Genomic DNA, 15,809 nt, shown 5'->3' with positions numbered 1-15,809 from the left:
ATGGGCGGGCCGCTGACCTTGCTCTGGGCCGGTGCCGCCTGCGCGGGCGGTGCCATGGCCCTGCTGCGCCTTTCCTGGGGGCGGCCCAAGCGGTCGGTTGCGCTGAACGGGGCGGCCTGGGCGTTGCTGCTGGCGGGGCTGGCGCTAGGGGCGGCGGGGGCCGGGGCGTGGGGCGTGGCGGTGGTGACGCTGGTGGCGTTGACGGGCGCTTTTCTCTGCCTCGGCCATGCCGGGATGATGGCGCGGCCGGGCAAGGCGGCGGCGTCCAACCGGCGGGTGCATATGCTGCCGCAGGGGCGGGAGCCGCTGCGGCTGGGCGGGCGGTTGCTGACCTTCGCCCTGACCGTGCCGGGGGCCATGGCGGTCGCGCTGATCGTCAGCCTGGCCGTGCGGGCGGCGAGTGAAGGCATGGGCGAGGCCAATGGCAATGTGCTGACGCTGTTCCTGATGCCGGTGCTCTGGGCGCTGTTGGCGACGCTGCTGCTGCTCTGGCCGCAGCGGCGGCGGCAGATGACGCTGTTGCTGCTTCCGGCGCTGGGGGCGGGCGCGCTTTGGGGGATGCTGTCATGAGCCAGATGATGTCGAGGACCCTGGTGCAGCGCGGGCTTTCCGCCCATGCCGCCATCGGCCTGCTGGCGAGCACCCTGCTCTATATCGTCTGCCTGACCGGAAGCGTCACCGTCTTTTACGAGGAGTGGCAGCGGATCGAACAGCCCGACGCGCCGGAAATGGCGCGGATCGCGCCCGAAGCGGTGCAGGCGGGCATCGCCCATGTGCTGGCGGCCGAAAAGGGCAGGAAGGCGACCGGGCATCTTTATGTCCACCTGCCGACCGACGCCCTGCCCCGCACGACCGTCACCACCGACCATCAGGCGGTGCATCTCGACGAGCGCGGCGATGTGGCCGGGCGGGAGTTGAACGGCTGGTCCGAATTTCTGCTGAACCTGCACTATACGCTGAACATTCCCGGCATCGTCGGCTTGACCCTGGTCGGCGGGCTGGGGGTGATGATGATCGCGCTGTCGCTGACCGGGGTGATCGCGCATCCGCGCATCTTCCGCGACGCCTTCCGGTTGCGGGCGAGGGACAGGGGTGGAATCGGGCTGGCCGACTGGCACAACCGGCTGGGCGTGTGGACCCTGCCCTTTGCGCTGGCGGTGGCGCTGACCGGGGCGATGATCGGGCTCGCGACGGTCAATGGCTATGGGCTGGCGCGCAGCTTCTACAAGGGCGATCTGGAGGCGGCCTATGCCCCCATCTTCGGCGCGGAGGGCAGGCCCGATCCCAAGGCCGCGCCGCTGGCCGACGTCGCCACCGCGCTGCGGGTGATGGCCGGCCGGTTTCCGGACGCGCGGCCCAGCTATGTCATCCTGCACGAGCCGGGCACGGCGGGGCAGCAGGTGCAGATCCTGGCCCTGCATCAGCGGCGGCTGATCTATGGCGAAAATTATATGTTCGACCGGGCCGGGCGCTATCGGGGCCATGCCGGGCTGTCCGACGGCGCGGCCGGGCAACAGGTGGCGGCATCGGCCTATAACCTCCATTTCGGCAATTATGGCGGGCTGGCGGTCAAGATCGCCTATGCGCTGCTGGGCACGGCGCTGACGGTCGTGATCGCGACGGGCACCTCCATCTGGCTCGGCAAGCGGGAGCGGCGCGGCTATCGCCAGCCACGGTTGCGCCAGGGCTGGAACGCCATCGTCTGGGGGACCGGCGTGGCGCTGGCGCTGACCCTGCTGGCGCGGCGGTGTATCGGCAATGAGGCGCCGTACATGGCGATCTTCTGGGCGGCGCTGGCGCTGATGCTGGCGGTGAGCGTGGCGCTGCCGGAGCGATACCGGGTACGGCGCGCCTTGCAGATCGCGCTGGCGGCCTGCCTGACCGCCCTCTTTCCCGCGATGCTGCTGCCCGGTTGAAAAGGCGGACAGGCCGCCCCTTCTGCCCTTGCGCGGCGACCGGCGATACGGGAAAGGGGCCGGGAAACCACGCAAGGAACCGCCCCGCATGAAGCCACCCATCGGCCGCGACACGAAATTATGCATGTCCCTGTCGGGGCGCCCCGGCAATGCGGGGTCGCGGCTGCACAACCGGCTCTACGAGATTTTGGGGCTGGATTATGTCTACAAGAGCTTCAGCACCACTGATCTGCCCGCCGCGGTCGGCGGCATAAGGGCGCTCGGCATTCGCGGCTGCGCCATTTCCATGCCGTTCAAGGAAGCGGTGATCCCGCTGATCGACGCGCTGGAGCCGTCGGCCCGCGTGATCGACAGCGTCAACACCATCGTCAATGATGATGGCAGGCTGACCGGCTATAATACGGATTATGTCGCGGTACGCGACCTGCTGGAGCGGCGGATCGCCACCCCCCTGCCCTTCCTGCTGCGCGGCAGCGGCGGCATGGCGAAGGCGGTGGTCGCGGCCCTGCGCGACGCGGGTTTTGCCGAAGGCTGCATCGTGGCGCGCAATGAAGCGGCCGGGCGGGCGCTGGCGGAACAATATGGCTATGCCTGGCGCGCGGAACTGCCGCGGGAGAGCGCCCCGCTGCTCGTCAACGTGACGCCGCTGGGAATGGAAGGCGCGGACGCCGATGCCCTTGCCTTCCCCCTTGAATATATCGCGGGGTGCGCCGTCGCCTTCGACGTGGTGGCGCAGCCGGTCGAGACGCCCTTCGTCCGCGCGGCGCGCGACGCTGGCAAGCCTGTCATCTCCGGCGGAGAGGTCATCGTGCTGCAGGCGGTCGAGCAATTCCTGCTCTATACGGGCATCCGTCCCCCGGCCGAGGCGGTGCGCGAAGCCACGCTGTTCGCTCATGGCGCGGCGGTCGCGGACAGTCTTGCCGGATGAACGGCTCGTCCCTTGTCACAACGGCGTCATGAATTGCCGCTTTGCCGATGATGCCGTAACGACTAGCGTCTCTCGACCTCCCCTGTTCCTCCTTCGAATGGAGCGCCGATGCAATCCGTCACCCTCACCCGTTTCCTGATCGAACAGCAGCGGCAGGTCAATGCGCTGCCCTCCGAACTGCGCCTGCTGATCGAAACCGTCGCGCGGGCCTGCAAGACCATCAGCCATTCGGTCCAGAAGGGCGCGCTGGGCGAGGTTCTGGGCAGCCTGGACAGCGAGAATGTGCAGGGCGAGGTGCAGAAGAAGCTGGACGTGATCGCCAACGAACTGCTGCTCGACGCCAATGAATGGGGCGGGCATCTGGCAGCCATGGCGTCGGAAGAGATGGAGACCATCCATCGCATCCCCAACCGCTATCCCAAGGGCGAATATCTCCTGCTGTTCGATCCGATCGACGGGTCGAGCAATATCGATGTCGACCTGACGGTGGGCACGATCTTTTCGGTGCTGAAGGCGCCGGAGGAATGTTCGGGCCGCGAAGTGACGGAGCAGGATTTCCTGCAGCCCGGCATCCATCAGGTCGCCGCCGGTTATGCGATCTACGGGCCGCAGACGCTGCTGGTGCTGACCATCGGCACGGGCGTCTATGAATTCACGCTGGACCGCGAGATCGGCTCCTGGCGGATGACGGACGGGCCGCTGCAGATGCCGCAGGGCAATTGCGAATTCGCCATCAACATGGCGCGGCGGCGGCAATGGTCGCCCGGCATCGCCCGCTATGTCGAGGAACGCATCCTGGGGACCGAGGGCCCGCTGGGCAAGGATTACAACATGCGCTGGACCGCATCCATGGTCGCGGACGTGCATCGCATCCTGAAGCGCGGCGGCATTTTCCTCTACCCGTCCGATCACCGCTATGCCGACAAGGCGCGGCTGCGGCTGATGTATGAGGCCAATCCCATGTCCTTCCTGATCGAGCAGGCGGGCGGCGCGGCGACCAACGGCTTCGAGCCGATCATGGGCGTCAGGCCGACCGGGCTGCACCAGCGCGTCGGCGTGGTGCTGGGCGACAAGGCGGAGGTGGAGACCGTCACTGCCTATGGGCGCCAGGGGTAATGGCAGGGTTCGATGAGCCTTGCTCATCGAACCCCGGTCAAGCCCGCGCAGCGTTTGAGCGAAGCCCCGTTGTGATCGGTCGAAGGCCGAGCACGATGGCAAAGGCGCCGTTGGACAAGGGCGGTTTGGCCAGTGGTGGAGATTGCCCATCTCATCGGGAAAGGACGAGGGGCGCCTGTTGCGCGCCGTCTCGCCCTCACCCTTCCGCCGCGCTGCGCACGGCTCCCTCCCTCTCCCGGTGGGAGAGGGAATGTCGGCTACCGCCCAAAAAGCGTCGTTAGCGGCGTCAGGAAACGGTCAGCACACCGTCATAGGCGCGGTCTTCCAGTGCGCGGCCCGCGCCCATCGCGACGCAGATCAGCGGCTTGTCGGCCACCGTCACGGGCAGGCCGGTCGCATCGGACAGCGCCTCGTCCAGCCGCTGGAGCAGTGCGCCGCCGCCGGTCAGGGTGATGCCTTCCTCGATGATGTCGGCGGACAGTTCCGGCGCCGTCTGTTCCAGCGCGGTCATCACCGCCATCTTGATCTGGCCCACCGGTTCGGACAGGGCGTCGGCAATCTCCGCCTCGCTGATCGTCATTTCCGACGGGCGGCCATTGACCAGGTCGCGGCCCTTCACGACCATGCGCCGCCCTTCGCCGTCGGGCGGGGTGGCGGCGCCCAGCGCGCACTTCACCCGTTCGGACGTGGCTTCGCCGATCATCAGATTGTGCGTGCGGCGGATATGGGAGGCGATGGCGTCGTCCAGCCGGTCGCCCCCGACGCGCGCGCTGTTGCTGTAGGCGATGCCGCGCAGCGACAGCACCGCCACCTCCGTCGTGCCGCCGCCAATGTCGACCACCATGGCGCCGCGCGGCTCGGTGACGGGCAGGCCGGCACCGATCGCCGCCGCCATCGGTTCCTCGATCAACTGCACGCGATAGGCCCCGGCATTGGAGGCGGCGTCGCGCAGCGCGCGGCGTTCCACCATGGTCGAACCGGTGGGCACGCAGATCACCACCTGATGACGGCGGCCGAAGCGGGCATGGCCGTCGAGCGCCTTGTCGATGAAATGCTTGATCATCTGTTCGGCGACGTCGATGTCCGCGATCACGCCGTCGCGCAGGGGCCGGATCGCCTGGATGCCATTGGGCGTCTTGCCCATCATCAGCTTGGTTTCGTTGCCGACCACCTTGACCTTGCGGATGCCGTCGCGCGTCTCGATCGCGATCACGGAAGGTTCGTTGAGGACGATGCCCCGGTCGCGCACATAGATGACCGTGTTGACGGTTCCCAGATCGATGGCCATGTCGCAGGCGGACGAGGAAAAGAAGCGCGGCAGTTTCATGCGGAGGGCGGACGATCCGTAAAGGGGAAGCGGGACGGCTCCCCCTGCATAGTCGCTCCGCGCAGCAGAAGAGGGCTGCGACAGCCCGTCCGGTTCATGCGGCCAGTTGAGCCGTCAATAAGAGCGGCGGGTATAGCTGATCGACAGCGCGGGCGTCTGGTAGACGATGAAGTTCAGCGGCCGGGAATAGGTCATGGTGATTTCGGTATAGGGAACGCCATATTGCGTGCCGTGGGTGATGGTCGGATTGTTGGTATAGGCCGGGTCGAGGCCGAATTCGCGTGCATTGACCCTGGCGATGATGTCCGCGTCGGTGGGCGCGGGATAGATGCTCGCGTAACGCGCGCCTTCATCCACCGCATGTTGCAGCCCGGTGCGCGCGCAGGCGATGATGCCGATCTGGAGCGCGCCCATCAGCAGGATGACGAAGGGCGGCAGGGCGAGGCCGAATTCGACCGCGCCGACGCCGCGCTGGTTGCGGGCCAGCCGGATCATTGCAGCCGCACCGATGCCGAGCCGGTGATGGCGATCCCCTGCGACGACCATTGGCTGTTGGGCATGAGTTGGGCGAACATGGGAATGTAGCTTCCTGTAATGGTGATCGCGACATAGCGCTTGGTCTGCTGGCCATCGGGGCATGGAACCTGAGGGCTGGCGGTCTGCACCGTGGCGTCGCAGAGCAGCGTGGGCGTGACGGTGACATTGTTAATCGAAACGCCCGCGGCGGCGGCGGCATCGGCCGCCAGATTGTTGTAGGCGGCCTGCGTGTTGGAAGTGTCGCTGGTGTAGCCGCCCGCGGCTGCCAATTGCGCCGCCCGTTCGGCCGCGCGCTGGAGCACGATCTTGGCCTTGAATGCCATGGCGATATCCCCCGCCATGCAGGTCAGCAGCACCAGAACCGGCATGATGATCGCCAGTTCGATGGTGCTGTTGCCCGCCGGATCAGCGAAAAGCCGTTTCATCATCCGACCAGCTTCACCAGCGTTGCGGTGAATTTATCGACGCCGGTATTGTCGCATTGATTGACGATGCTGCTGTTGCCGATGAAGGTGACGCGCTTGCTCACCATCTTCACGCATTTGGTGGTCATGCCCGATGTGCCGCTGAACGACAGCGCCTGGCCGGGAAAATAGAAGGAGCCTTGCAGGACGGAGCCGGCATTGCCGTTGATCACGTTGGTTCCCGAATCCGGCGCGCGCCGGTCCTGGTAGAAGAGGACGCCATGATAGGGGTTGCTGGTGTCCGTCGGCGCCGACAGGTTGAGCGTCGCGCCGCCGTTGATGTTGACCGTGGCGATCGAACCGGGATTGCTGGACGCGGTGTTGCTGGTCAGGATGATGGTGACGCCGGTACCGTTGATCACCGCCTGCGAGCCGACATTGAAGGTGCCGCCGTCGATATAATAGACCCCCGCCGGCAGGTTCAGCGTGCCCTTGATGTCCACATTCTTCAAGCAGCTCCCGTTCGCGCCCGGCTGCGGAAGCGTCACTGTGTTGTTGGGCTGGACATTGAGGTTGGTGCAACCCGTCAGATTGCTTGCGGTCGGCGTCGGCAGCGACGCATAGGGGTCTTGAACAGGCAGACTATAGGGCAAAAGCGTGGTCGGAGAGACATAGTTGGAACTGGATGTCAGCCCGCCCACCGCCGCCACCGGACTCGCCGTCACCGTGCTGCTACCGCCTGCATAGACCGCGTTGGATGCACGGGAATTGGTGGCCATGCCGCAGCCCAGATTGACCGTGGCATTGCCCTGGAGAGTAATGCCCACCGTGCTGGTTTTTTCGAGCGTGACGACGCAATAGTCGCCGCTGCCCACCACGGCGGCGGTCGCTTCGCCATAGATGACCGGTGCCTGCACCCCAAGCATCTTGGAAAAGGGCAATTCCTGGCTGGTTTGCAGCACGACGCGGACCGCCTTGCTGTTGCCCGCATAGGCGCCGGTGGTCGGCGCATTTTCGATGGTCGGGGTCTGCGTCAGGTTGACGAGCGCCAGGCGATTGATGTCGGAGGTCGCGCTGTCCGATGCGCTGAACCCCTGGGCCACCGCATAGGCGCCCGCGAGCGCGGCGGAGTCCGCCTGGCGCTGAACCTGTCGTTTCCACAATGTCCATTGCACCGTATCGGTCGCCAGCCCCGCCGCGCCGACGAAGATCGGCATGGAAGCGGCGGCCATCACCAGGATGTTGCCGGTCCTGTCCCGCCCCAATCGCGCAATCATCCTGCCGAACATCAAATTACCTCTCCTGGGCGTCCTGTATCAAGACGAAAGACGAGAAAGGTTTTAAATAATGTGGGTTAATGAATGGTTATTTTCGAATAAAATATCGCGAATAAGGCTATATATCTTTAGTTATATAAATCCATGTTAAAGTTAAAGTTCATTCATTGATCTAAATAAAATAAAACATTGATAAAAATAATTACTAATATATCAGATATATCATAAAATAATTATGGAGCGTTACATTTAATATTATCATTCCAAATATAAGATAAGAATACTATTCAAGCAATATCGCTTGGGACCGCCACTTGGCTGCACCGATTGCAATCGGCTCCTGTGCCGCCGTCACGCCTTGGCCGAGAGGGCGCTCAATTCCTCCAGATCCAGGTCGCGCTCCAGTTCCTGAAGCGTATGTTCGTCTATGTCGCCGCTGCGATGCAGGCGGATGAGTTCGGTGCGGCCGGCGGCAATGGCTTTCAGCACCAGGTCGAAATGGGCATGGAGGGTGTCCGAAAAATTCTCCTCCTGTCCGACATAGCGGGCGGAAAGTTCGGCGTGGCGCTGATAACGCTCCAGCAGGCGCGGATGGAGCAGCGTGCCGTCCGCATCATAGGCATGGGATTGGACGACGCGCACCTGCGCCTGCGCCATCGCGGCTTCGGCCTGGCTCATCGTCATGCGGGGGCGGTCGCATTCCGGCTCGACCAGGCGGACGAGGCGGATGACCGCACCCAGCGTGGTGCCCTGGATCAGCACCGTGCCGATGATGACCGCGAAGGCCGCCGTCAGGATGAAGTCGCGGCCGGGAAAATCCTCCGGCACGCTGAGCGCCACCGCGAGCGTCACGACGCCGCGCATTCCGGCCCAGCCCAGCACCGTCGCCGCGCGGGGGCCGATCGGGGTGTAGCGCTTCACTCCGAGCGCCCTGATACCCGCGATGGCGGCGTCGGCGCCGAACACCCAGAGGAAGCGCGCCACGGTGAGCGCCGCGAGGATCGCCAGCACCGGCAGCGCCATTTCGTCCAGCACCACGCCAAAGCCGCCGACACGATCGATCACGCCGCGCAGCGAGGAGCCGATGAGCAGGAAGACGAACGCCTCCATCAGGAAGATCATCACCGCCCAGAAGGCGGTGCCGTTCATCCGGACCATCGCGGGAAAGACGATATGCTGATACCAGCCGCAGATGAGGCCCGTGGTGACGGTCGCGATCACGCCCGACAAATGCGCATTTTCCGCCAGAAGATAGGCTGCCCAGGGCGCGAGCAGCGAAGAGGCGATCATCAGATATTTGTCGTCCAGCCTACGCACCGTCACGACCCAGACCGCGCCCACCGCCACGCCGACGAGCGCGCCCCCGGCGGCGAGCAGCAGGAAGCTTTGCAGGGCGTCGACCATGCTGAAGGCGCCTGTCACGCCTGCGGCGATGGCGAAACGGAAGAGGACTAGGCCGCTGGCATCGTTGAACAGGCTTTCGCCCTCCAGCAGGATCGACAGGCGGCGGGGCAGATGAACCCGCTGCAACACCGCGCGCGCCGACACCGCGTCGGGCGGCGAGACGATGGCGCCCAGCGCCGCACAGGCCGCCCAGGGCAGGCCTGGCACCAGCCAGTGCGTCACCGCCGCGACGATGGCGGTCGTGAAGATGACCGCGCCGACCGCCAGCGCGGCGATGCCGATCATATGCCGCCGCAAATGGCGGAGCGCGATGAACCAGGCGCCATCCATCAACAGGGGTGGCAGGAAGATCACCAGCACCAGTTGCGGATCGAGCGCAATGACCGGCAGACCCGGCAGGAAGGCGAAGATTGCGCCCCCGGTCAGCAGTGCGACCGCCGGGGGCAGGCGCAAACGGTTGGCGGCATAGTGCAACACGATGATCGCCAACAGCATGACGATCACCCATTCGAACATCTGCATCGGGTGCATGCGCTTCTCCCTCGCCTCGGCACGCATCCTAATGCCTGGGACGGGACCGTCCAGATGGTGGATCAGAAGCTGGCCGTCAGGTTGAAGGAGGTATAGCGGGTCCATCTTGCCGGGGGTGCGTTGGGCGCGTCCCTCAGGAACCGCCCCTTGGCGAGCAGCAGGCCGTCGAATTCGAAGCGCAGGCGCGACCGGACGATCCAGTAGCGCACCCGCCCCTCGATCTGGTGACCGGCGAAATTGCCCGATCGCCCGCTACCGTCCCTGACGCCCGTGGTGGAAAAGGCGTCCGTGCGCGATGCCAGCCACATGGCGCGATAGACCGCGAACCAGTCCCAGCTTTTGTCGGGCGTGGCTTCCAGCCGGATGCCCGGCGTCACGATATTGGTCCGCGCGACGGCATTATAGAGACCGGCCGGGGCCAGATCGGCGCGGCGCATGCCGAACAGCGTGTCGAAACGGCCGTAACGCCCCCCGGCCCTGTCGCCGCTCGCCCGATCGAACTCGACGGACAGGCGCGGCTTCCAGCGGCCGGGGAAACTATATCCGGCATCGGCGTGAACGAAACTGGCGCCGACCGGCTGGCGCGCGGCAGCCGGTGCCAGGGATGCGCTGATGCTGCCGGTCTGGTAATAGGCCTCGAGCTCATAGTCGAACGCGCCGGTTTGCGGCTCCCGGACGACGCGGCCGCCGAAGGTGTCGAGCGAGCGGTCCCGCGTCGGGCGGCCCGGCTCGTCGCGCTCGCCCAGATGGAAATAGGTCAGTTCCGCCGTCGCCGGGCCCAGCATCCTGGCCTTGCTGACGATCCCGCCCCACAGCACCAGATCGAAACCCTCATGGTCGATCCCCACGCGCCGGTTCCTGATGCCTTCGCGATCGTCCGGGCGGCGTTGCTGCGGCAGGGTGTAGATGAAGACCGCCTTCACCCCATGCCGCGCCGTCAGGTCGGCGCGCAGGCCCGTATAGCCGTTGGTGGTGTTGCGATAGTCGTCCGCCGCGACCAGCCGCCGCGATCCCAGGTTGAGGGTCATGCGGCCCGCCGTCAGGGTCAATTTGCTGCCCTTGCCCAGCGGTTCGGCGATATCGGTGGCGACATAAGCCTGGACCAGTTCCAGGGCGTTGACCTCGTTCGTCGAGATGGGGGTGCCCGGATCGGCGCCATAGGCGCGGCTGTCGAACAGTTCGGCGCCGACGCGAACCCCCTCACCCCGATATTCGCCCAGCAACTGCGTCCTTATGTTGAACAGGCTGTCATCGCGATCGAATCCGGCGCGGGGCTGCCCCTCAATCTCCTCGAAACGCAGACGCACGCTGCCGCTCAGCGAAAGGCCATCCTCCCCCGCCAAGGCAGGCGGCGCCCCTGCAAGAGCGGAGAGCAGACCGAGACAGGAACGGGCGGAGAGGCGGTGACGAAGCATAGATATAGCTATTTCCACGAATCGATTGTGATGATACATATGCATCATGAGTTCATCGGATACCAGCCTCTGGCTCGCCCTCTTGCATCAGCTCCCGGCCAAACCGCCCTATCTGCGCGTGAAGATCTGGCGGCGATTGCAGGCGATCGGCGCGGTTCCGCTCAAAAATGCCGTCCACGTCCTGCCGCACGCGCCGGCATCCGAGGCGGCTTTCCGCGATCTGCTGCAGGAGATCGGCGCAAGTGGCGGCGAAGCGATATTGATCGAGGCCAGATTGCTGGCCGGTCAGTCGGACGGCGACGTCCGCCTGCTCTTCGACACCGCGCGCGACGCCGATTATGACGAGATCGCCCAGGCGGCCAAGCGCCTGCTGGAAACGGGACCGGCAAGCGGAGCCGAGATTGCAAGACTCCAGAAACGGCTGGAAGAGGTGGGCAGGCTGGACTTTTTCGGCGCCCATGGACGGCAGGAGGCGGAAGCCGCCCTCGCCGAACTGGACCGGCAGCGCTACCGGCATCCCGATGTCGGCCGCAGCGACCCGGCGGACATACCGGCGCCGTCCGACCTGACCGGACGCACCTGGGTCACGCGCCGCGGCGTCCATGTCGACCGCATCGCCTGCGCCTGGCTGATCCGCCGCTTCATCGATCCCGGCGCGCCCCTCAAATTCGTCGACGGCCGCCAATATGATCCGGCCGACGGCGAGTTCCGTTTCGACATGGTCGATGCCGAGTTCACTCATGAAGGGGACCGGTGCAGCTTCGAGACCCTGCTGCTGCGGGCCAGGCTGACGGACGACCCCGCCCTGGTCGCCATCGGGGAGATCATCCACGAGCTGGACATTGGCGACGGCAAGTTCGCCCGGCCGGAGACCGCAGGCGTTGGCGCCATGCTGTCCGGCGTATGCGCGTCCACCGACGACGACCTTCAGCGCATCGCCATGGCGAGCGAGGCGCTCAACCAGTTCCATGCCTTTTTCAGTAACAGGAAGACGGATAGATGACGGCAAGCGCATCCCCCGTCGCCGCCGCGGAAACGCGCGCCGGTGGCGATCACGGCATCTCCCTGGGCGAAGCCACCCGGGTATGGGCACGGATCGCGTCCCTCAGCTTCGGCGGCCCGGCCGGGCAGATCGCGGTCATGCACCGCATCCTGGTCGAGGAGAAGAGATGGATCGGGGAGGAGCGTTTCCTCCACGCCCTCAATTACTGCATGCTGCTGCCTGGACCGGAGGCGCAGCAACTCGCCATCTATATCGGCTGGCTGCTGCACAAGACGAGGGGGGGCCTGATCGCTGGGGCGCTGTTCGTCCTGCCGGGCTTCCTCGCCATATTGGGCCTCAGCTACATCTATGTGCTGTTCGGCCATGTGTCGCTGATCGAGGGGTTGTTCTTCGGCCTCAAGGCGGCGGTGCTGGCGGTGGTGGTGCAGGCGGTGTTTCGCGTGGGGTCGCGCGCGCTCAAGAATAATGTCATGCGCGGCATCGCGGCGATCGCCTTCGTCGCCATCTTCTTCCTCAATGCGCCCTTCCCGCTGATCGTCCTCGGGGCGGGCGTGATCGGTTATCTCGGCGGGCGCAGCGGCATCGCCCAGTTCAAGGGCGGCGGGGGCCATGGAGCCGCGGCGGGCGATGTCGTGCACGACCGCGACACGGCCCTGGGCGAGGCATTGCCCGAACATGCCAAGCCCAATCTCGGCTGGTCGCTGCGGATCTGCTCCGTCCTGCTGCTGCTTTGGCTGGGACCGGTGCTGGCGCTGTTCCTGACGCTGGGACCGGACGATGTGTTCACCCGTATCGCCACCTTCTTCAGCCAGATGGCGGTGGTGACGTTCGGCGGCGCCTATGCGGTGCTGGCCTATGTCGCGCAGGAGGCGGTCGGCACCTTCGGATGGCTGCGGCCGGGCGAGATGCTCGACGGCCTGGGCATGGCCGAAACCACGCCCGGACCGCTGATCATGGTGACGCAGTTCGTCGGCTTCCTCGCGGCGTTTCGCGATGCCGGCCCGCTATCGCCCCTGCTGGCCGCGACGCTGGGCGCGATCCTGACGACCTGGGTCACGTTCGTGCCCTGCTTCCTGTGGATATTCGCAGGCGCCCCCTTCATCGAACGGCTGCGCGGCAACAGGGCGCTGTCCTCCGCGCTGACGGCCATCACGGCGGCGGTGGTCGGCGTGATCCTGAACCTGGCCATCTGGTTCGCCATCCACACGCTGTTCGGGCATGTGAAGCCGGTGACGACTCCCACCGGCACGCTCGACGTCCCCGTGCTGGCATCGATCAACATTCCCGCGGCGCTGCTGTCGATCGGCGCCATGATCGCCGTGTTCCGATTCAAGATCGGCATATTGCCGGTTCTAGGCGCCTGTGCGGCGATCGGCGCGGCCTATATCATCCTGGCCTGAACCGGAAAGGGTCGATCCTGCCGTCTTCGCATGAGGGAAGCCGCGTGACCGGTGAGCGGCGCTCAACCATTTGACATTACGCATAAGCAAATGGGCGATCCGCGTTGGAAAAGCCCCCCGTCCCCTCCCTATGCCGTGCGCGGCAAGGAAAAGGGGCAAGACATGCAGCATGACCGGTCGCGAACCATAGGGCGCGCGTTGATGATGGGGCTTTGGGGCGGGAGCGCGTCGCTGGCCCTTTCCAGCGCCGCCTTCGCTCAGGCGCCGACGGCGGCGGCAGCGGAGGACAGCGCGGCGGGCGTCGAGAGCATCGTCGTCACCGCGCGCTACCGCAAGGAGGATGCGCAGAAGGTGCCGATCGCGATCAGCGCGATCAGCGGCGATACCATCGCCGCGCAGGGCGCCTTCAACCTGAAGCAGAGCGTGCAGCAACTGCCCAGCCTGAACATCCAGGGTATCAGCGGCCGCAACCAGACCATCACCATCCGCGGCATCGGCACCAACTCGGGCGGCACCAACGACGGGCTGGAGCAGGGCGTCGGGCTTTATGTGGACGGCGTCTACCGGCCGCGCACAGGATCCGTCATCACCGACCTCATCGATGTGGAGAGCATCCAGTTGCTGCGGGGGCCGCAGGGCACGCTGTTCGGCAAGAACACGGTCGCGGGCGCGATCGACATCAAGACCCGGGCGCCCAGCTTCACCAATGAGGCGAGGGCCGAGGCCAGCTATGGCAATTACGATTATTTCCGCGGCTATGTCAGCCTGAACGCCGCGCTGAACGATAAACTGGCGTTCCGCGTCTCCTATCTGCGCACCTCGCGCCGCGGGCTGATCCGCAACACCGTCTATAATCAGGACTGGGACAATCTCGACAACCATTCGGTGCGGTTCGACCTGCTTTACCGGCCGACCGACAATTTCCGGCTGCGCTTCATCGCCGACTATTCGATCCAGAAGGGCGATGTGGGTTTTCAGAGCATCGCCAGGGTGCTGCCCACGACGCTGAACAACGGGACGCAGGTGCGCGGCTTCTACCGCCGGGCCGCCGATGTGGGCTATGTACCGGGCAGCGTCAACGCCTTCGACCGGCAGGTCGACATCGACAGCAGCCAGTATGACAAGATGCCGAGCTATGGTTTCCAGGCGCAGGCCGACCTCGACCTTACGGGCGTGACGCTGACATCCATCAGCGCCTACCGCAACTGGAAGTGGATCCCCAATTTTGACGGGGACCAGATCGGCGCCCAGGTATCCACCCTGGGCGTGGTCGACACCGATCAGCAGCAGTTCAGCCAGGAATTCCGCGTCGCCTCCACCGGCGAACGGACGGTCGATTTCAGCGCGGGCCTCTATTTCTTCTGGCAGGAGGCGGACGACAAGCAGCGCACGGTCTATGGCAGGGATGCCGTCGCCTGGTTGCGCACCGCCAACACGCCGACCGCCACCGTATCGCCCCTGCCCGCAGCGATCCTGAACGGGCTTGAATCCTTCGCCCATGTCGTGCCCGCGACGCACAGCTATGCCGCCTATGGCCAGGCGACCTGGCACATATCGCCGCGTTTCCGCCTGACGGGCGGGCTGCGCTATACCTATGAGCACAAGACCGGCCTGTACGATGCCGAGGCGCGGGGCGACGTGGTGCCGATCAGCGCGCTGCCCACCACCTATCAGGCCACCGCCATTGCCCTGCGTGCCGCCTATGCGCCGGTGGCGAGCTATTATGTGACGAACAACAGCAACAACCTGTCAGGCACGCTGATCGCCGCCTATGATATTTCCGGCGATGCCCATGCCTATTTCAGCTATGCGCGCGGCTACAAGTCGCCGGGCATCAATCTGGTCCGCCAGACGCTGGGTGTCGATATCTTCGTGAAGCCGGAGAAGGTCGATGCCTTCGAACTGGGCCTGAAGACACGGTTCGCCAATGGCGCGATCGAGCTGAACGGCGCCCTGTTCTGGACGCAGGACAAGAATTATCAGGCCAATTACGCGAACACGCTGGTCACACCGGCCGCCTATTATATCGCCAATGTCGGGACGCTGCGGTCGCGCGGCGTGGAACTGGATACCCGCTTCGCCCCGCTGGACGGGTTGAGCGCGACGTTCGCCGCAACCTATAATGACGCGAAATATACCCGATACACCCATGCGGTGCCGGACTATCTGAACAGCTATCTGACCTCCGTCGACCTGTCCGGACGTCCGGCGTCGGGTGCATCGAAATGGTCGCTGGGCGGGACGGTGGAATATGTCCGTCCGGCGGGCGGCGATCGCGATATCTATATCGGAGCGGACGGCAGCTACCGCTCCGGCTATTATGCTTCGGTCAATCTGGACCCCTTTTCGCGCGTGCCGGGCTTTGCCCTGTTCGGCGCCCATGCGGGGCTGCGCCAGAGCGAGGGCAGATGGGATCTGTCCGTGTGGGTCCGCAACCTGTTCAACAAGGATTATTACAACACGATCAGCGTCAATTCGACCTATGGCGTGGCGCTGGCGGCGCTGGGTGAACCACGCCTTTACGGTTTGACGCTGCGCGGGAAGATCTAGG

General features: G+C 65.3%; 13 protein-coding genes. 7 read left to right on the top strand and 6 right to left on the bottom strand.

The window, feature by feature from the left end; all coding sequences use genetic code 11:
• The 4 genes from MJ601_RS06140 to MJ601_RS06125 all read left to right on the top strand — a co-directional run bounded on the left by MJ601_RS06140 (window position 1) and on the right by MJ601_RS06125 (window position 3,960).
• On the top strand, window positions 1–570 hold the full coding sequence (locus MJ601_RS06140) for a hypothetical protein (protein WP_242124414.1): 570 nt from the start codon (window positions 1–3) through the stop codon (window positions 568–570).
• 8 nt (window positions 571–578) lie between these two features.
• Complete coding sequence (locus MJ601_RS06135; RefSeq protein WP_242124412.1) at window positions 579–1,916, top strand: PepSY-associated TM helix domain-containing protein; 1,338 nt, start codon at window positions 579–581, stop codon at window positions 1,914–1,916.
• 88 nt (window positions 1,917–2,004) lie between these two features.
• Window positions 2,005–2,844, top strand: coding sequence for a shikimate 5-dehydrogenase (locus MJ601_RS06130; RefSeq protein WP_242124410.1), 840 nt, complete (start codon window positions 2,005–2,007; stop codon window positions 2,842–2,844).
• Window positions 2,845–2,952: 108 nt separating this feature from the next.
• Window positions 2,953–3,960 (top strand): class 1 fructose-bisphosphatase, encoded by a 1,008-nt coding sequence (locus MJ601_RS06125; RefSeq protein ID WP_242124408.1) that lies wholly within the window; start codon window positions 2,953–2,955, stop codon window positions 3,958–3,960.
• Window positions 3,961–4,246: 286 nt separating this feature from the next.
• On the opposite strand, the gene MJ601_RS06120 is transcribed toward MJ601_RS06125, so the two are convergent.
• From MJ601_RS06120 to MJ601_RS06095, 6 genes are all read right to left on the bottom strand, one after another.
• Window positions 4,247–5,287, bottom strand: coding sequence for a rod shape-determining protein (locus MJ601_RS06120; RefSeq protein ID WP_242124406.1), 1,041 nt, complete (start codon window positions 5,285–5,287; stop codon window positions 4,247–4,249).
• Window positions 5,288–5,401: 114 nt separating this feature from the next.
• Window positions 5,402–5,782, bottom strand: a complete 381-nt coding sequence (locus MJ601_RS06115; protein WP_242124404.1) for a TadE/TadG family type IV pilus assembly protein — start codon at window positions 5,780–5,782, stop codon at window positions 5,402–5,404.
• Entirely contained in the window at window positions 5,779–6,252 is a 474-nt protein-coding gene (locus tag MJ601_RS06110) for a TadE family protein (protein WP_242124401.1), read from the bottom strand. Before MJ601_RS06110 ends, MJ601_RS06115 begins: the two co-directional genes overlap by 4 nt.
• Complete coding sequence (locus MJ601_RS06105; RefSeq protein WP_242124399.1) at window positions 6,249–7,517, bottom strand: pilus assembly protein TadG-related protein; 1,269 nt, start codon at window positions 7,515–7,517, stop codon at window positions 6,249–6,251. Before MJ601_RS06105 ends, MJ601_RS06110 begins: the two co-directional genes overlap by 4 nt.
• Before the next feature lie 339 nt (window positions 7,518–7,856).
• Window positions 7,857–9,440 (bottom strand): Na+/H+ antiporter, encoded by a 1,584-nt coding sequence (locus tag MJ601_RS06100; RefSeq protein ID WP_242124397.1) that lies wholly within the window; start codon window positions 9,438–9,440, stop codon window positions 7,857–7,859.
• 62 nt (window positions 9,441–9,502) lie between these two features.
• Window positions 9,503–10,855, bottom strand: coding sequence for an alginate export family protein (locus MJ601_RS06095; RefSeq protein WP_242124396.1), 1,353 nt, complete (start codon window positions 10,853–10,855; stop codon window positions 9,503–9,505).
• Between the two features lie 46 nt (window positions 10,856–10,901).
• Between MJ601_RS06095 and MJ601_RS06090 the strand changes: the two genes are divergently transcribed.
• The 3 genes from MJ601_RS06090 to MJ601_RS06080 all read left to right on the top strand — a co-directional run bounded on the left by MJ601_RS06090 (window position 10,902) and on the right by MJ601_RS06080 (window position 15,808).
• Window positions 10,902–11,858 (top strand): chromate resistance protein ChrB domain-containing protein, encoded by a 957-nt coding sequence (locus MJ601_RS06090; protein WP_242124394.1) that lies wholly within the window; start codon window positions 10,902–10,904, stop codon window positions 11,856–11,858.
• On the top strand, window positions 11,855–13,258 hold the full coding sequence (chrA, locus tag MJ601_RS06085) for a chromate efflux transporter (protein ID WP_242124392.1): 1,404 nt from the start codon (window positions 11,855–11,857) through the stop codon (window positions 13,256–13,258). The genes MJ601_RS06090 and chrA overlap by 4 nt, the downstream gene beginning before the upstream one ends.
• Window positions 13,259–13,348: 90 nt before the next feature.
• Window positions 13,349–15,808, top strand: coding sequence for a TonB-dependent receptor (locus MJ601_RS06080; protein ID WP_242124390.1), 2,460 nt, complete (start codon window positions 13,349–13,351; stop codon window positions 15,806–15,808).
• Window position 15,809 lies beyond the last annotated feature (1 nt).

The sequence above is a fragment of the Sphingobium trunci genome (assembly GCF_022664535.1).
Classification (GTDB): Bacteria; Pseudomonadota; Alphaproteobacteria; order Sphingomonadales; family Sphingomonadaceae; genus Sphingobium.
Note: the sequence above shows the minus strand (reverse complement) of the source record. Positions and strands in the feature narration are given on the sequence as shown.